Origin of the sequence: Georgenia sunbinii, from assembly GCF_036421875.1 — a bacterium.
Lineage (GTDB): Bacteria > Actinomycetota > Actinomycetes > Actinomycetales > Actinomycetaceae > Georgenia_B > Georgenia_B sunbinii.
Genome location: NZ_JAZGOL010000006.1, coordinates 134,435 through 149,031, shown reverse-complemented (window position 1 = coordinate 149,031; position 14,597 = coordinate 134,435). Strand labels below are relative to the sequence as shown.

10 protein-coding genes and 1 pseudogene are annotated in these 14,597 nt (G+C 71.2%); 5 read left to right on the top strand and 6 right to left on the bottom strand.

The genetic code is table 11. From position 1 onward, the window contains the following. Positions 1–253: 253 nt before the first annotated feature. Both V2J52_RS14805 and V2J52_RS14800 read right to left on the bottom strand, forming a co-directional pair. Positions 254–1,210, bottom strand: coding sequence for a hypothetical protein (locus V2J52_RS14805; protein WP_331228500.1), 957 nt, complete (start codon positions 1,208–1,210; stop codon positions 254–256). 219 nt (positions 1,211–1,429) lie between these two features. Continuing rightward, entirely contained in the window at positions 1,430–1,852 is a 423-nt protein-coding gene (locus V2J52_RS14800) for an NUDIX hydrolase (RefSeq protein WP_331228499.1), read from the bottom strand. A gap of 135 nt (positions 1,853–1,987) precedes the next feature. On the opposite strand from V2J52_RS14800, the gene V2J52_RS14795 reads away from it, so the two are divergent. Both V2J52_RS14795 and V2J52_RS14790 read left to right on the top strand, forming a co-directional pair. Continuing rightward, the gene (locus tag V2J52_RS14795) at positions 1,988–2,233 is read left to right on the top strand and encodes an AbrB/MazE/SpoVT family DNA-binding domain-containing protein (RefSeq protein WP_331228498.1); all 246 of its coding nucleotides are present in this window, start codon (positions 1,988–1,990) and stop codon (positions 2,231–2,233) included. Continuing rightward, a complete protein-coding gene (locus V2J52_RS14790) occupies positions 2,230–2,610 on the top strand; it encodes a type II toxin-antitoxin system VapC family toxin (protein ID WP_331228497.1) in 381 nt (126 codons plus the stop codon). The genes V2J52_RS14795 and V2J52_RS14790 overlap by 4 nt, the downstream gene beginning before the upstream one ends. 47 nt (positions 2,611–2,657) lie before the next feature. Here the strand turns inward: V2J52_RS14790 and V2J52_RS14785 are convergent, their stop codons facing one another. Beyond that, positions 2,658–3,323, bottom strand: a complete 666-nt coding sequence (locus tag V2J52_RS14785) for a TetR/AcrR family transcriptional regulator (RefSeq protein ID WP_331228496.1) — start codon at positions 3,321–3,323, stop codon at positions 2,658–2,660. A gap of 122 nt (positions 3,324–3,445) precedes the next feature. Between V2J52_RS14785 and V2J52_RS14780 the strand changes: the two genes are divergently transcribed. After that, a complete protein-coding gene (locus V2J52_RS14780) occupies positions 3,446–4,129 on the top strand; it encodes a hypothetical protein (RefSeq protein ID WP_331228495.1) in 684 nt (227 codons plus the stop codon). Positions 4,130–4,264: 135 nt separating this feature from the next. Here V2J52_RS14780 and V2J52_RS14775 read toward each other — a convergent pair. After that, positions 4,265–4,487, bottom strand: a pseudogene (locus V2J52_RS14775) (DUF899 family protein); the annotation flags it as partial. Between the two features lie 136 nt (positions 4,488–4,623). Here V2J52_RS14775 and V2J52_RS14770 point away from each other — a divergent pair. Together V2J52_RS14770 and V2J52_RS14765 are read left to right on the top strand one after the other, a co-directional pair. After that, the gene (locus V2J52_RS14770) at positions 4,624–10,491 is read left to right on the top strand and encodes a metallophosphoesterase (protein WP_331228493.1); all 5,868 of its coding nucleotides are present in this window, start codon (positions 4,624–4,626) and stop codon (positions 10,489–10,491) included. A 14-nt stretch (positions 10,492–10,505) separates the two neighbouring features. After that, positions 10,506–11,270 carry a PT domain-containing protein gene (locus V2J52_RS14765; RefSeq protein ID WP_331228492.1) on the top strand — a complete coding sequence of 255 codons (765 nt, stop codon included), beginning with the start codon at positions 10,506–10,508 and terminating at the stop codon, positions 11,268–11,270. A 149-nt stretch (positions 11,271–11,419) separates the two neighbouring features. Here the strand turns inward: V2J52_RS14765 and V2J52_RS14760 are convergent, their stop codons facing one another. Then, the gene (locus tag V2J52_RS14760) at positions 11,420–12,661 is read right to left on the bottom strand and encodes a glucose-1-phosphate adenylyltransferase family protein (RefSeq protein ID WP_331228491.1); all 1,242 of its coding nucleotides are present in this window, start codon (positions 12,659–12,661) and stop codon (positions 11,420–11,422) included. A gap of 215 nt (positions 12,662–12,876) precedes the next feature. Then, positions 12,877–14,556: a bifunctional 3'-5' exonuclease/DNA polymerase gene (locus V2J52_RS14755; protein WP_331228490.1), complete on the bottom strand. Its 1,680-nt coding sequence runs from the start codon at positions 14,554–14,556 to the stop codon at positions 12,877–12,879. Positions 14,557–14,597 lie beyond the last annotated feature (41 nt).

Here is a 14,597-nt window from a genome sequence, read left to right as displayed (position 1 = left end):
CGCGCGACGCGCAGACGACGCGACGTCGCAGACACCTCGTACCCGGATTATGGTCGGTGTCAGTGCCGCCCGTGCAACCCAAGCGATCGCTAAGTTGACGGGCGAGTCGCGGGAAGCTTCCGGTGAGGATCCGCTTACGGCGCATGCCCCGGTTAATCTCGGCCGCGGACCGCGGTACCTGATCCTTCGTTCGCGGTGCGCCGCTCCTGGGGCTCCAGCTCAGCCGTCGCACTCAGATCAGACCCGGCGGCGCTCAGACTCGTCGACCGCCGCCAGCACGCGACCCGGGCCTTCGATCAGGCCGAGCAGACCGCTCGTCCATCGAGCCCATCGCTCCGAGTCCTCTCCCTCGGCGAATGCTGCGGCGGACGTGAACTGGTCCTGGAGATTGACGGGCAGCCGGTCGGCCAGGGCCTTCCCGAGCTCGCGGCCCAAGACCGCTTGCGGCGAGCACGGCCGCATAAACCTGCTCCATTTGCCCGTCGCGGGTGCAACGGTCCCGCTCGCGTCCTCGAGCCGCGACGGCATCCCGGACCCAGCTGTCGTCCCATGCGTCGAGGAGCGGGACGGCGACCTGTTGGACGCTGGCGATTGCATCCCGCCCCAGCGCCAGAGAGAGCCCGCCCGGATCCTCGTGATGGTTCAGGTAGCGGGCGACGTCGATGCCGGGAGGGCAGACCTCATCGAGCACGACGTCGCCAACGAAGTTGCTGGGGTCGATGAGCCAACCTTCCCGCAGCGCTACTGATGGCTTGAGACGTACCCGGTAGAGGTAGAACTGGCTGCCGTGGTCGGCCTGGTCGCTGATCCGCCTCAGCATGTTGTGGACCGCGGCCTCGTACGTGCCGACGTGGAGCGCCTTCGCGCGCTGGCGTGCGGCCCACGCGGCGACCCTTTCGTCACCGCCCATCATCAGCCGGGTCTCGCGCGTGAGGGCGGCCGCGGGGTCGAAGTACTTCTTCGGCCAGTCCCGCTGCGTACTGGTGTGGTGCCAGGTGAAACGTGCGACCTGGTCGTCGTCGAGCGCGGGATCGCCGGGGTCGACCGTCACTCGGGGCGAGTCCTCGTGCTCGCAACTCGTTCCGCAGCCCGGGCACGTCTCCTTCCCCTGCTCCCACCGGTCGATCCAGTCCAGGCCGACCATCCACCGGTGACCGCAGATCCCGCACAGCATGTGCCGCTTGCGTGAGAAGTCGATCCGCCGTTCCATAGCTCCATTCTCCGGGCGTGCTGAGTCAGAGACGGGAACGTCAAGACTGCCCGTCGGCGCGAACCCGAGCTGGAGTCTCGCTTCGTGACAAGCCTTACGAGACGGTCGTCCGCCTCTTCGGGTGACCGATGATCGATCGCTTACGGAACGTCACCGCTGCAGCCAGGAGCTGCGCGCGCACGGGCCGCTTGCATGCGCGGCCGGACTGTCCGGCGCTATTCAGGTTCGACTGGGTTCGTCGAGTAGCGCGGGAAGCACCCGATCAGCGAGCAGCGGGGCCAGATCGTCCGGCTGTTCGCCGTTGATGTTGAGCCAACGAAGTTCCTCAAGCTCGGCGCTGGGCCCACGTACGTCGACGACGGGATGTTCATAGACGGTCGCCGCGACGATCCGGCCGTCCTCGTTGGCGGCAGGAGCGCGCCAGCTACCGAGCAGCCGCAACTGACGGATGTCGAGCTGGACGCCCAGTTCTTCTCGGCACTCGCGCACGGCGGCTTCTTCTGGAGACTCGCCAAGCTCGGGCTTGCCTCCGGGAAGCATGAACCGGGAAGTGCCGCTCTTACGGACTGTCAGCAGCCGGTCAGTGGAATCTCGCAGCACGACGGCGCTCACGGTGATCGCGACGGCGTCTCCTTCTCCCATGCCCGCCACAGTATCGAGCCTCCAGTACGGGGCATGGCACCGTGCCGATCGCCGAGATTGAGGAACTGACCGCGCGACGATCCTCGAGCGGACCAGAGTCTGGCATGAGGGTACGCCCAGTGGCACAATGGCCTCATGGATGCCACGCTCATTCTCGGTCAGCAGGGTCGTCTCGTCATTCCGGCTGAGATCCGCTCCACGCTCGGGCTCGCCCCCGGCGATCAGTTGCACCTGCGCGTCGAGGGTCGACGGGTTGTACTGGAACGGCAGCAGGACGCTGTGGCTGAGCTTCGAGGGTTGGCGTCCGAGGTCCCCAAGCACCGTTCGCTGGTCGATGAACTGCTGGCCGAGCGTCGCTTGGCGGCGGCGAGGTCCGAGTGACGGTCCTCGACGCCTCGGCCGTCCTCGCTCTCTTGCACGATGAGCCTGGTGCTGAGCTGGTCGCCGCTGAGCTCGGTTCCGCATCCCTGGGAGCGGCCAACCTCGCTGAGGTGATCGGGAAGCTGGTCGACGCCGGAGTCGACGTGAGGCGAGTTCGTGAGCTCCTCACCACGGGCGGCGTCACCATCGAGCCGGTCCTGGCGGAGGACGCCGAGCTGGCGGGAGCTATGCGAGCACTGGAGGGAGGCAAGACCCTCTCGCTCGGGGATCGGTGTTGCCTCGCGTTGACGGTCCGCAGCACCCCGGCTGAAGTCTTGACCGCCGATCGGGCATGGGCCAACGTCGACCTCCCCGTACGTGTACGACTGATCCGATAGCGGATCCCTACCTGGCACATCCATCAGGACAGTGGGTGTCGTTCCGGTCACTGACGCTCGCTTCTAAAGACGGCCTCGGCGAAGAGGTCGACGTGTTGCTGGACGTCTGCGCGCGTCTGGGCTCGCTCCGCGGGGCTCGCATCGGCGTGGAGGTGCAGGACCCGCGCGAGGCCGATGGGGCCGGTGAACGAGAACGCGAGTCTGTCGGCTGGGCCGAGGTGTTCGGGAATCTGATCGGCGGCGATCCAGTCGGTGAACAGGCCAGCGGCGTAGCCACGCATGCTGGTCAGGGCGTCGCGGAGCGCGTCACTGTGCAAAAGCCCGTCCCGGGTCATGAGGCTGATCAGCAACCGTGACTCCTCGCGGTCCCAGTCTTCCAGGAAAGCGTCGACCAGCTCGGTGAGGAACCGGGGCGGGTCGGTCTCGGCCAGGGCTGGGTCGACCTCGTTCAGCGCACCGGGCGAGGCCTGTGGGCCGTATCTGGCCAGGGCCGCGTCGAAGACGGCCTGCTTGTTCTCGAAATGGGCGTAGAGCACGCTCTCGCTGAGCCCGACCTCGCGGGCGAGCGCACGGATCGAAGTGCTCGCGAAGCCATGCCTGGCGAAGAGCCGCACCGCCGCCCGCAGCAGCGCCTCCTTGGTGTCACCGGCCTCGGCCTTCCGGGGCCGTCCCGGCCGGCGTCCGCCGGGCACGCCCTGGCATGTCTCCTGCATCCGATGCCTCCCTCACTCGGTGGCGCCTCCGCCACCTTGACGGTAATAGATCGACCGCTTAGTTTCTAGGCAGGAACCACACCGGGTCGGCGCCTCGACCCGGACACGCGAGAGGAGCGACGATGACACCGGACAGATCACCCACCTACGGCCGGGCCGCCTTCGAGGAGCCGACCACGGATCACTTCCTGTACGCCGGCTGGCGTGTCGACCCCCCGACGAGACTTCCCATCGTGCGGCGCAGCGACCAGCGCGAGCGGGTGATCGAACGCTGTCGCGCCTACACCGCGGCTACCGAACGCCACGAGGGTGTGGTGAGCGCGACCGTCTTCGAGACCCAGATGATCCCGCCGCTGCCCGGCATACCCCGATACGACGTCCTCACGCTGGTCAGAGCCCGTACACCCGATCGGCTGGCCCAAGCCGAAGCGGACCTGCAAGACCTCGGACCCGACTTCGTGATGCCGGCGCAGAACACTCGGCGAATCGGAGACACCGACCGCACCAGGTCGGCGACCTTCCTCTTCAACCATTTCACCGCCGAACACCCCGCCGTGGCCATGGAGGGGTTCGACCAGGTGGCGGGCTGGTTCCCCGACAAGCTCGGCGTCGACAACACCACACTGCTGCAGCCGGTAGACCAAACGGCATCGCCGTACGTGTTCGTGAACTACGTGCGGGTCCCCCACGGTGCCCGCGGGTTCCTGCTCGCCATGCTCACCCGGCCCAGCTTCCACACCCATGTCCGCCGGAGCCTGCGCAAGAACGACATGACCGCCCTGCCTCTGCTGGCCAAATCGGTCTGACCCAACAGCCGCCAGCCGTCCCGTAAGGCGAACCCGTTGCGGGAACGGTGCAGGTCATCGGGCACACCCACGTCCGAGTGTTCGCAAGACCCGGCCGAGATGGTGTCCGGTGACGGTACGTCATACGATGTGGGGCTTGTAGACGACGAGCACGTCGCGACCCTGGAACAGGTCGAGGAAGGGCACCGGCCCGTCGGCCCCGACCACCTCGACGCTGCCGTTGAGCTCCACCATCGGCAGCCGGCGGCTGGCCGCGGCGCTGGCGTCCCCCTCGGGCGTGGGCCCTCTCCCGGACCAGGAGCTCGTCACGGGTGGCCTGCCAGCTGGCGAGGTTAACGTGCGCCGCTGCACCTGGTATGACTCGCGAACCGCCGGGAACTCATCGCCCGGGCGTGGCGCCACGCCGTCGTTCATTCCGTGTTCACCTGGCTGGCCCCAGTCGGACATGCCTCGCTCCTAGCCTCCTCGGGGCCTAACGACGAAGAGGAGCGGACATGAGATCACGTACGTCACCACGGTGGCGAGGCAGCCGGGCGACCGCGCTGCTGGCAGGGGCATCACTCGCCGCGGGCGGGCTGCTCGCGGCCCCGGCGAGCGCGACGCCGGCGCCGGCTGAGCCCGGGCCGGCCGCGGACGAGCAGGCGGGCACCGACCTGCCGCCGGACACCGCGCCGCCGCAGGACGTGCCGGTCGACCCGCTCACGATCGGCGCCACCGCCGGTGAGCACGACCACGACGAGGACGCCGCCGCGCCGCTGGCCGCCGCCGCGCCGCTGGCCGCCGCGGACGTCGTCGCGGACGAGGACCGGCCGGCGTACCTCGGCAAGAACCACTACCGCGCCGAGGTCCACTCCCACACCTCGATCAGCGACGGCCAGCAGCTGCCGAGCGACGCGTTCGAGCACGTCGCGGAGAACGCCAATGTCGACTTCTTCGCCGTCACCGATCACGACGTCGTGTTCGACCTGCGCAACGCCGACCATTTCACCACTGACCGCCATGAGTCCCACTCCGAGGAGTGGAGCTACAGCCACCGTGAGTCCGAGGAGTTCAACGCCGCGAGCGACCACCTGCTCACCCTCATCGGCGAGGAGGTCACCTGGTACAACCAGAGCGGCCACATGAACATCTTCAACACCGACTGGTTCCTCACCGCGCAGAGCGGCGGCGGTGGTGCCTGGGGCACCGGGCACATCATGTACGACGTCCCCACGGTGCTCGCCCGGCTCACCCTCGACCCGGACGCCATCGGCCAGTTCAACCACGCCGCGTCCGGCCACGGCCATTTCGGCTTCGGCCACCTCACACCCGAGGCCGACGCGCAGGTGCCGCTGTTCGAGTACAAGGCGGCGAGCTACCACGACACCTTCGTCAAGGCGCTCGACGCCGGCTGGCACCTGGCCCCGGTGTGGTCCGGTGACGAGCACAGCCCCACGTGGGTGACCGGCAACCCGTCGCACACCGGGGTGTGGGCCGCTGAGCACAGCCTCGAGGGCCTCTACCAGGCGATGCGTGACCGCAGCATGTACACGACCTTCGACGTCGACGCCACGCTGCAGCTCGGTGCCAACGAGCAGCAGATGGGCTCCATCCTGCCGGCCGGCACCACCGAGCTCACCCTCGACGTCGTGCTCTCCGACGACAGTGAGGACGACTCCTTCGCCTCCGCCGTGGTCTACACCAACGGCGGTGAGGTCGCCCACGAGTTCGACGGTCTCAGCGGCCGTGAGGTCGAGCTGAGCACCACTCTCGACGTCGCCGACGGCGACTACTACTGGCTCAAGGCGACCCAGGCTGACGGCGACGAGGTCATCTCGGCTCCGGTCTGGATCGGCGAGCGTGTCACGGGCGCCGACTACGCCCCCGACCTCACCGTGGCCGCCGCGCCGGAGACCGTCGGCTACGGCCAGCAGATCTTGCTGCCGGCGGCCACCGCCACCGACGACGGCGGCGCCGAGCCGACCATCGACGTCACCGTCTACGACAGCAGCGGCGAGGTGCCCGTCGTCGACGGTGGGTTCGCCGTTGCCAGCTACGGCGACCACTTCATCGTCACCAAGGCCACCGACGCCGCCGGGAACGTCGCCGCGGACCTGCAGCGCATCGTCATCGGCCAGGACGTGCTCGACCCCGCTGGTGTCTTCCAGTACTTCGGCACCGTCGCCAACGTCGGCGCCGAGGGCGGCGATGCCGGACTGTCGGTGCTCACCGACCTCGAGATCGAGGACGCCTGGGCGCAGGTGCTGCCGGCCGGCAGCGACGACTGGTCCGCGGCGGTCACCCTGGAGGCCGAGACCAGCCAGGTCTTCGAGGTCGACACCGTCGCCACCGAGGACGCCGCGACCTACCAGGACTCCATCACCGGCCAGCCGCTGCGCTCCCACGAGTTCAACGTCTCCGGGCTGGACGACGGCGAGCGGTACCAGTACCGCTTCGGCGTCAGCGCCGACGGCGGCTGGACCGACGCGCAGGGCGAGTTCCTCGCCGGCGGCACCGGCAACGCCCCGATCTACGTCCTCGGTGACCTGCAGGTGAGCAGCCAGCTCGAGTCGGACCACGCGCTGTTCACCGCGATGCTCGACGAGGTGCGTGAGCAGCAGCCCGGTGGCAACCTCCTCCTCCAGGTCGGTGACCTCGTCGACAACGGCGGGCGCGGCCAGTACTGGGAGCAGGCCTTCGACTGGGTGCTCGACGACCTCGACCTCCAGCTCGCCACCATGGTCGGCAACCACGAGACATACGGTGACAAGGAGTTCAACGTCCTGTCGCCGGAGCGCAACGCGATCTTCCGGGCGATGTTCAACCACCCGAAGAACGGCAGCGAGGTCGGGGAGTCCAACTACTCCTTCGACCGCGGCGACATCCACTTCTCGGTGCTCAACTCCAACTACGACCTGCAGACCCAGCTCGACTGGCTGGTCGAGGACATGCGCGCCACCGACAAGCCGTGGAAGGTCGTCACCGGGCACTTCTCCTACTACGGCGGCAGCCACGCCGACGACGCCGGGATGAACAACGAGCGGGCGATGGTCAGCCAGACCCTCGACCAGCTCGGCGTCGACCTCTACATCGGTGGCCACGACCACGTCTACAAGCGGTCGACCATCCACGGCGACGCGCTCGCCGCCACCCCCGAGGAGGAGGCCGCCGGCACCACGCACGTGACGATGGGCTCCGCCGGGCCGAAGTTCTACGAGAACCAGGAGTTCTGGTGGGACGACGTCGTCTTTGACGACAACACCCAGGTCGGTGCGGTGCTCGAGGTGACCGACGCGGGCCTGGAGATGACGACGTACACGGTCGACGGCGAGGTCGTCGACGAGTTCACCGTCACCCAGCCCGAGGGCACCTGGCGGCTGAGCTCGGCCACGATGACGGACCGCGAGCTGCCCGGCGTCGGCTTCCTCAGCTACCCCGGCGCCCGTGACGACCTCACCGTCGCGGTGGCCGCCTACGACTACGACGTCGAGGAGCTCGTCGACCTGCGGGTCGCCGACGTCGAGCTCGACCACCGCGGAGGTGAGCAGTTCGTCGCCTTCGACGAGCCGCTGCCCATCGACGCCAGCCAGACCGTCCGCTTGTTCGTCTGGGACGGCCTGGGCACCGGCGTACCGCTGCAGGCGCCGGTCGAGCTGCGGCAGGGCATGCTCGGCGGCGGGACCGAGGAGGACCCCTACGAGATCCGCACGTGGCAGGACATCGAGAACATCCAGTGGGAGCCCGAGGGCTACTACGCGCTGGTGAACGACCTCGAGCTCGACGGCGAGGTCCGGCCGCAGATCGGCGCCGGCGCCACCCCGTTCGCCGGGGTGTTCGACGGTCAGGGCTTCGCGATCTCCGGCTACGCGGCGCCCGACACCGGCGGCGCCGGCCTGTTCGCCACGAACGCGGGCACCATCCGCGACCTTGCGGTGATCGACGCGGACATCGAGTCCGCACAGGGCACGATCGGCATCCTCGCCGACTACAACACCGGCACCATCGAGGGCTCGTGGACCTCGGGCACCATCACCGGCAACGGCCGGATCGGTGGGCTCGTCGGTGACTCCACGGGTGTCGTGCGCGATTCCTACTCCACCGCGGACGTGCGCTCGCGCACGACCGAGGCGGGCGGCGTCGTCGCGGTCGCGCTCGGCGGCTCCACCACCGAGCGCGTCTACTCCAGCGGGAACGTCACCTCCGACACCCGGAACGTCGGCGGCGTGGTCGGCTATGGCTACGCCGGGACCGTGGTCGAGCACGTGATCTCGCTCAACGAGTCGGTGACCGCGCCGTCGTACGCGCACGCCGTCGTCGGGCGGGTGCTCGCGGGGCAGACGGCGGACCTCGCCGGCAACCTCGCCACCGACGCCTCGTTCGTCAGCGTGAAGTCGCTGTCCGACGCCCCGGCCGAGGACAACCTCCACGGTCGGGTGGTGCCGGCGGCGGAGACCGAGAGTCAGGGCCTCTACGCGGACACCCTGGGCTGGGACTTCGACGGCACCTGGGCCTTCGACGCCGTGGCGCAGCGCCCGGTGCTCCAGGGCAACACCGAGGAGTACGTCGTGCCGCGCCCGCCGGGCGAGCCGAACGCCGACGGCTACTACGAGATCGCCACCGCGGCCGGGCTCGACCAGCTCACCCGGTTCCCCGGGGAGAAGTTCGTGCTCACCGCGGACCTCGACCTCACCGAGGTGACCGACTGGCAGCCGCTGGGCGGCCTGCGGCCGTTCACCGGCGAGCTCGACGGCGCCGGCCACGTCATCACCGGCCTCACCTCGGCGACCGGCGGGCTGATCAACATCAACAACGGCACGGTCCGTGACCTGGGGATCGTCGACGCCACCGTCGACCTCGACGGCGGACGCGTGGGCATCCTCGCCAACGTCAGCAACGGCACGGTGGCGAACGTCTTCACCACCGGCACGGTCAGCGGTGGCTCGCGGGTCGGCGGGGTGCTCGGCGACTCCGGCGGCGTCGTGCGCGACGTCTACTCCACCGCCGACGTCCACACCCGCGCCACCGAGGCGGGCGGTGTCATCGGCGTGGCGCTTGCCGGCTCGGTGACCGAGAACGTCTACGCCACCGGTACGGTCTCGGCCGGCACCCGCAACATCGGCGGCGTCGTCGGCTACGGCTACACCGGCACCGAGATCCGCGACGTGATTGCACTCAACCCGAGCGTGACGGCGTCGAGCTACGCGCACCGGGTGCTCGGCCGGGTGCTCGGCGGCAACACCGCGACGCTGGCCAACCTGTGGGCGAGCGAGGCGCTGGTCGCCGAGACCGTCTTGACCACCGAGCCGGTCGGTCCCACCGGATGGATGGGGGCGACGGCGTCGCTGCGCCAGACCCGCGACGCCGGGTTCTTTGCCGACACCCTCGGCTGGGACCTGGACTCGGTGTGGACCTGGCACGAGGACGCCGGGCGTCCGGTGCTGCGAGTGGTGACCGAGGAGTACACCGGCGAGCCGGTGGAACCGCTGCCGCCGCTCGACCAGCCGGCCCTCGAGCAGGACACCGACGGGTTCTTCCTCATCGAGGAGCCCGCCGACCTCGCCGAGATCGCCGCCTACCCGGCGGCCGACTTCCGGCTCGGCGGCCCGCTCGACCTCACCGGGACCGAGCAGCCGCAGATCGCCGATCTCACCGGGACCCTCGACGGCGCCGGGCACAGCATCACCGGCTACGACTCCGCCACCGGCGGGCTGGTCACGGTCAACAACGGCACCGTCACCCGGCTCGGCCTCGTCGACGCCGCGGTGACCACGAGCAACGAGAACGTCGGGCTGCTCGTCGACACCAACAACGGCGAGGTGAGTCAGGTGTGGACCTCCGGGTCGATCACCGGGCACGCCACCGTCGGCGGCGTCGTCGGCTACTCCAACGGCCAGGTCCGCGACGCCTACTCGACGGCAGACGTCACCGCCGACGGCGGGCGGCAGTCCGGCGGGGTCGTCGGCATCACCGGCCGCGGCAGCCTCACCGAGCGGGTCTACGCGACCGGCGCGGTCGAGACGGTCGACAACCAGAACGCCGGCGGGATCTCCGGCTACGCGTACACCGGCACCACGGTGCGCGACAGCTTCGCGCTCAACGAGTCGGTGACCGGGTTCAGCCAGGTCAGCCGGGTCGTGGCCCGGGTGCTGAACGGGGACACCGCGACGATGACGAACAACTACGCCTCCGAGGCGCTGGTGGTCGGCGTCGAGACGGTCACCGCCGAGGGGCCCGACACCCAGCGCGGCGAGACCAAGACCCTCGCCGAGGTCGCCGACGTCGCCACCTGGCGCGACGGCCTGGGGTGGGACTTCGACCAGGTGTGGCAGTGGGACACGGAGGCCGGACGTCCGGTGCTCCAGGACGCTCCGGAGGAGAACTGACGATGAGGACCACCATGAGAAGCATGCTGATCGGCGCGGGTGCACTCGCGCTGGGCGGGGCCGTGCTGGCCCCCGCCGCGGCCGACCCCGCCATCACCCACGAGGCGAGCCCGGCCGACGGCGGGTACGCGGACGTCGTCGTCACCACCGGCGCCGAGCTGGCGGGGGAGTGGCTGAGCGTCCTCGTCATCGACGAGGACGCTGACGCCGACGCCCCGGCCACCGCGGACATCGTCTTCGTCGAGCAGCGGCAGCTGGACGACGACGGCGGGCTCGCCTTCCGGGTGCAGCTCCCGTCCGGCGAGCTGGGCGGGTACGACATCGCGCTCAACACCACCGGCGGCACCGAGCGGTACCTCGCGCCGCTCGACGGTGTCGAGGACCCGGGGCCGGAGCCGGAGCCGACGGACGAGCCGACCGATGGGCCGACGGAGGAGCCGACTGACGGGCCGACGGCCGGGCCGGGTGACGGGCCTGACGGCGAGCCGACGGACGAGCCGACGGGTGGTCCGACCGATGGTCCGACCGACGGGCCGACCGCGCCAGGCGATGGCGACGATGACGGTGCGGGTGGTGCGGGCGCCGACGGATCGGGTGACGGCTCGGACGGTGGCGGCTCCGGCGCTGACGGGTCTGGCGCCGGAGGGGCCGACTCTGCTGGCGACGACTCCGGCGGTCAGCTCAGCCAGACCGGTGCGCCGGTGGCGCTCGCCGTCGTCGTGGCGCTCGCTGCCATTGCCGGTGGTCTCCTGCTCAAGGTGCGTCGCTCCCGCGCCTGAGAGGCGTGAGTCGCGCCGGTGAGGCGTAGCCGTGAGGCCCGGACCACCGAGGTCCGGGCCTCACCTGCGCTTCGACGCGATCTCGGCTGACAGCATCCGATAGGTCTCGTCCGCGTCGGTCGGCGCCGTGTAGAACGCAGCCGTGAGGCTCAGGTCGTGCTGCCCGGCTCCATGCGAGCGCCCGGGTCGAGGGTGGTGCCGCGCCTCACCACCGCGTCGGCGCCGACGAGGGTGACGACGGACTCCCGCAGCCGGCGAGCGCGGGGAGCGGCACCGACGGTGCTGTCCCGGCCGACGCGGACCCGGCGGTCGAGGACAGCGGTATGCACCGTGGCGCCCGACTCGACCACGATGCCCTCGAAGAGGACGCTGTCGACGACACGTGCGCCGGCTTGCACCACGACGCCCGGGCCGAGCACGCTGCGCTCCACCTCACCGTGCACCACCGCACCAGGGGCGAGCAGGCTGTCCCGGACCGTGGCGCCGTCCCGGACGTCGGACGGCAGGCCGGTCGCCGGCGCGCTGAGCACCGGGCGGTGAGGCTGGGAGAACACGTCGATGCGGCCGCGGAGCAGGTCGCGGTGAGCCTGCAGGTACGCCTCCGGGCGGCCGACGTCCTTCCAGTAGCCGCTGATCGGCTGGGCCAGCAGCGAGCCTCGGGCGGCCAGCGCGGGCAGCAGGTGGAGGGCGATGTCGCCCAGCCCCGTGTCGTCGGCGCCGGTGTCGTGCTTCCGGCGGCGGAGGCGTTCCAGCTCGCCGAGCAGCACCCTGCGGTCGAGCACGTAGATCTCGGCGGCCACCGTCCCGCCGTTCGGGTGCTCCGGCTTCTCCGCCGTCGAGGTGACGCGGCCGTCTGCACCGGTCTGCACCACGACGTGGTGGACGGCCTCGGTCACCCCGACCTCGGCCGTCACCATGGTGGCCTCGGCGCCGGCCTCCCGGTGGGCGGCGAGCACCCGGGCGATGTCGACGTTGTGCACGTGGTCGGCGCTGCACACCACGAGCAGCTCGGCCCCGTGCTGCTCGATGTCGTCACGCATCTGATCGAGGTCGTCGGCGCTGCCCGCCGCGAACCCGCTCTGCACCGCCGACCCGGCCCCCTCCTCCGGCGGCATCATCCGCAGCCCGCCGCGGCTCCGGTCGAGGTCCCACGGGCGGCCGTGGGCCAGGTGCCGGTCCAGCGTCCGCGACTGGTACTGCACCGAGATCCAGACGTCGGTGATGCCGGCGTGCGCCAAGCTGGAGAGCGGGAAGTCGATGAGGCGGAACCCGCCGCCGAACGGCAGCGCCGGCTTTGCCCGTTCCCGCGTCAGCACATCCATCCGGCTGCCGTGCCCGCCGGCCTGGATCACGCCGAGGACCGTCCCCCCGGCACCCGCACCCTCGGTCATCCCCGCAGCGTAGGTCCGCGCCGTCCGCTGCGCGCGCGGTGCCCCGGTCGCCGGGCACCGGGCGCCCGGGCGCTGGGGCGCGGGCGCGGCGAGGGATGAGCGGGCTAGGGCGATGCTTCGGGGGTTTGCATCAAATACCTGTGGTCGGGCCCCCGGATGATGATCGGAAACCCCGTTTCACCCTGGGGGTGGGGAAGCGGGCAGGTGCAGCTGGGTCAGTCGGCGGCGCCGTAGTGGTCGACGACGTGGACGTCGAGCGGGAAGTCCACCGGGAAGCTGCCGAACAGCAGGCGCCCGGCGCTCGCGGCCGCCTCGCGTACCGCCGCGGCCACCTCCTCGGCGAGGTGCGCCGGGGTGTGGACGACGACCTCGTCGTGGAGGAACAGCACCAGGTGCGGGCCGGTGGCCACCGCGCCGGCCACCTCTCCGGCGGCGCCGTCGGCGACCGGTGCCGCGAGCGTCCGCAACCGGCCGCGCAGCTCGGCGATCCAGCACAGCGCCCACTCGGCGGCCGTGCCCTGCACGATGAAGTTGCGGGTGAACCGGCCCCAGTCCCGCGACTGCCGGCCGGCCCGCCGGCGGTCCTCCTCGGTGGCGTCCTGCTCGCTCGCCCGGCGCTGCACCACGTCCCAGGTGCCGGCCGGCGGCGGGGAGGTGCGCCCGAGCCATGTCCGCACGACGCCGCCGGCCTCCCCGATCCGAGCAGCGTCCTCGACGGCCGCCAGCGCTCGCGGGAAGGCCCGCACCAGCCGCGGCACGAGCTCGCCGGCCTCGCCGGTGGTCGCGCCGTACAGCGCCCCGAGCATCGCGACCTTCGCGTGGGCCCGGGTGTCCACCACGCCGGTGTCGACCAGCCCCTGGTAGAGGTCGGTGCCGCGACCGGCGTCGGCCATCCGCGGGTCGCGGGACATCGCGGCGAGCACGCGCGGCTCGAGCTGAGCGGCGTCGGCGACGACGAGCCGCCAGCCCGGGTCGGCCACCATCGCGGCGCGCACCGCCTTCGGCAGCTGCAGCGCGCCGCCGCCGCGGGTGGCCCAGCGCCCGGTGACCACACCGCCGGGGACGAAGTCCGGGTGGACCCGCTCGCGGGCGCCGGGGCCGGGCAGCACCCAGGCGTCGGACCACGCCCAGCCGTTGGCGGTGTGGAGCCGGGAGAGCTTCTTGTAGGTGAGGAGGGGCGCGATGGCGGGGTGGTCGATCTCGCGCAGCTCCCACGTCCGGGTGGTGCGAGCCTCGACGCCGGCGGACCGCAGCGCCCGCAGCAGCTCGGTGGGGGAGTCGACGTTGAGCCGCGGGGCGTCGAGCGCGGCGCGGACCTGCGCCGCGAGCCCCACCAGCGCCACCGGCACGGCGCCCGGGTAGGGGCGTGGCCCGAGGAGGTCGGTGAGCAGACGGTCGTGCTCGTGACGGCTCCACGGCATGCCGTCGTGGCGCATCTCCGCGGCGGCGAGCGCACCGGCGGACTCGGCCGCGAGCAGCGCCGCCAGCCGGCCACGGGCCGGCGCCGTCGCCAGTCCTTCCCGCTGTCGGCGGTACTCATCGAGCACCTGCGACGGCGCCATCGGGAAGGACTCGAAGAGGGTCGGCGGCGCGTCCGGGCTCGCGGCGTCCGGCACCTCCCAGCTGTCGGCGTCCGGCGGGGCGCCGACGGCGCGACCGAGGATGGTCCGGCACAGCGTGAGGTCGTGGGCGCGCGCCACCCGCACGCCCCGGGCGAGCAGGTCCGGGTAGGTCGCGGCGGTGTCCGCCCACACCCACCGGGGGCCGTCGGCCTCGAGCTCGAGCACCCGGGCCGCCAGCTCCTCACGCGGCACGACCTCCGCGGGCTGATCCGCGCCGGGCTGCCACGGCGACAGGTGGACGCCGTCCGCCGACTCCGCCACGACGATCTCCACGCCCGGAGCGTACGACGCCTCGGCGCCGGCCGGTGACGCCC

Excerpts from the sequence above, each read along its gene's own strand:
- V2J52_RS14795 (WP_331228498.1), top strand. The coding sequence starts at position 1,988 with ATGGATGCCACGCTCATTCTCGGTCAGCAGGGTCGTCTCGTCATTCCG.
- V2J52_RS14780 (WP_331228495.1), top strand. The coding sequence starts at position 3,446 with ATGACACCGGACAGATCACCCACCTACGGCCGGGCCGCCTTCGAGGAG.
- V2J52_RS14800 (WP_331228499.1), bottom strand. The coding sequence starts at position 1,852 with ATGGGAGAAGGAGACGCCGTCGCGATCACCGTGAGCGCCGTCGTGCTG.
- V2J52_RS14770 (WP_331228493.1), top strand. The coding sequence starts at position 4,624 with ATGAGATCACGTACGTCACCACGGTGGCGAGGCAGCCGGGCGACCGCG.
- V2J52_RS14765 (WP_331228492.1), top strand. The coding sequence starts at position 10,506 with ATGAGAAGCATGCTGATCGGCGCGGGTGCACTCGCGCTGGGCGGGGCC.
- V2J52_RS14805 (WP_331228500.1), bottom strand. The coding sequence starts at position 1,210 with ATGGAACGGCGGATCGACTTCTCACGCAAGCGGCACATGCTGTGCGGG.
- V2J52_RS14760 (WP_331228491.1), bottom strand. The coding sequence starts at position 12,661 with ATGACCGAGGGTGCGGGTGCCGGGGGGACGGTCCTCGGCGTGATCCAG.
- V2J52_RS14785 (WP_331228496.1), bottom strand. The coding sequence starts at position 3,323 with ATGCAGGAGACATGCCAGGGCGTGCCCGGCGGACGCCGGCCGGGACGG.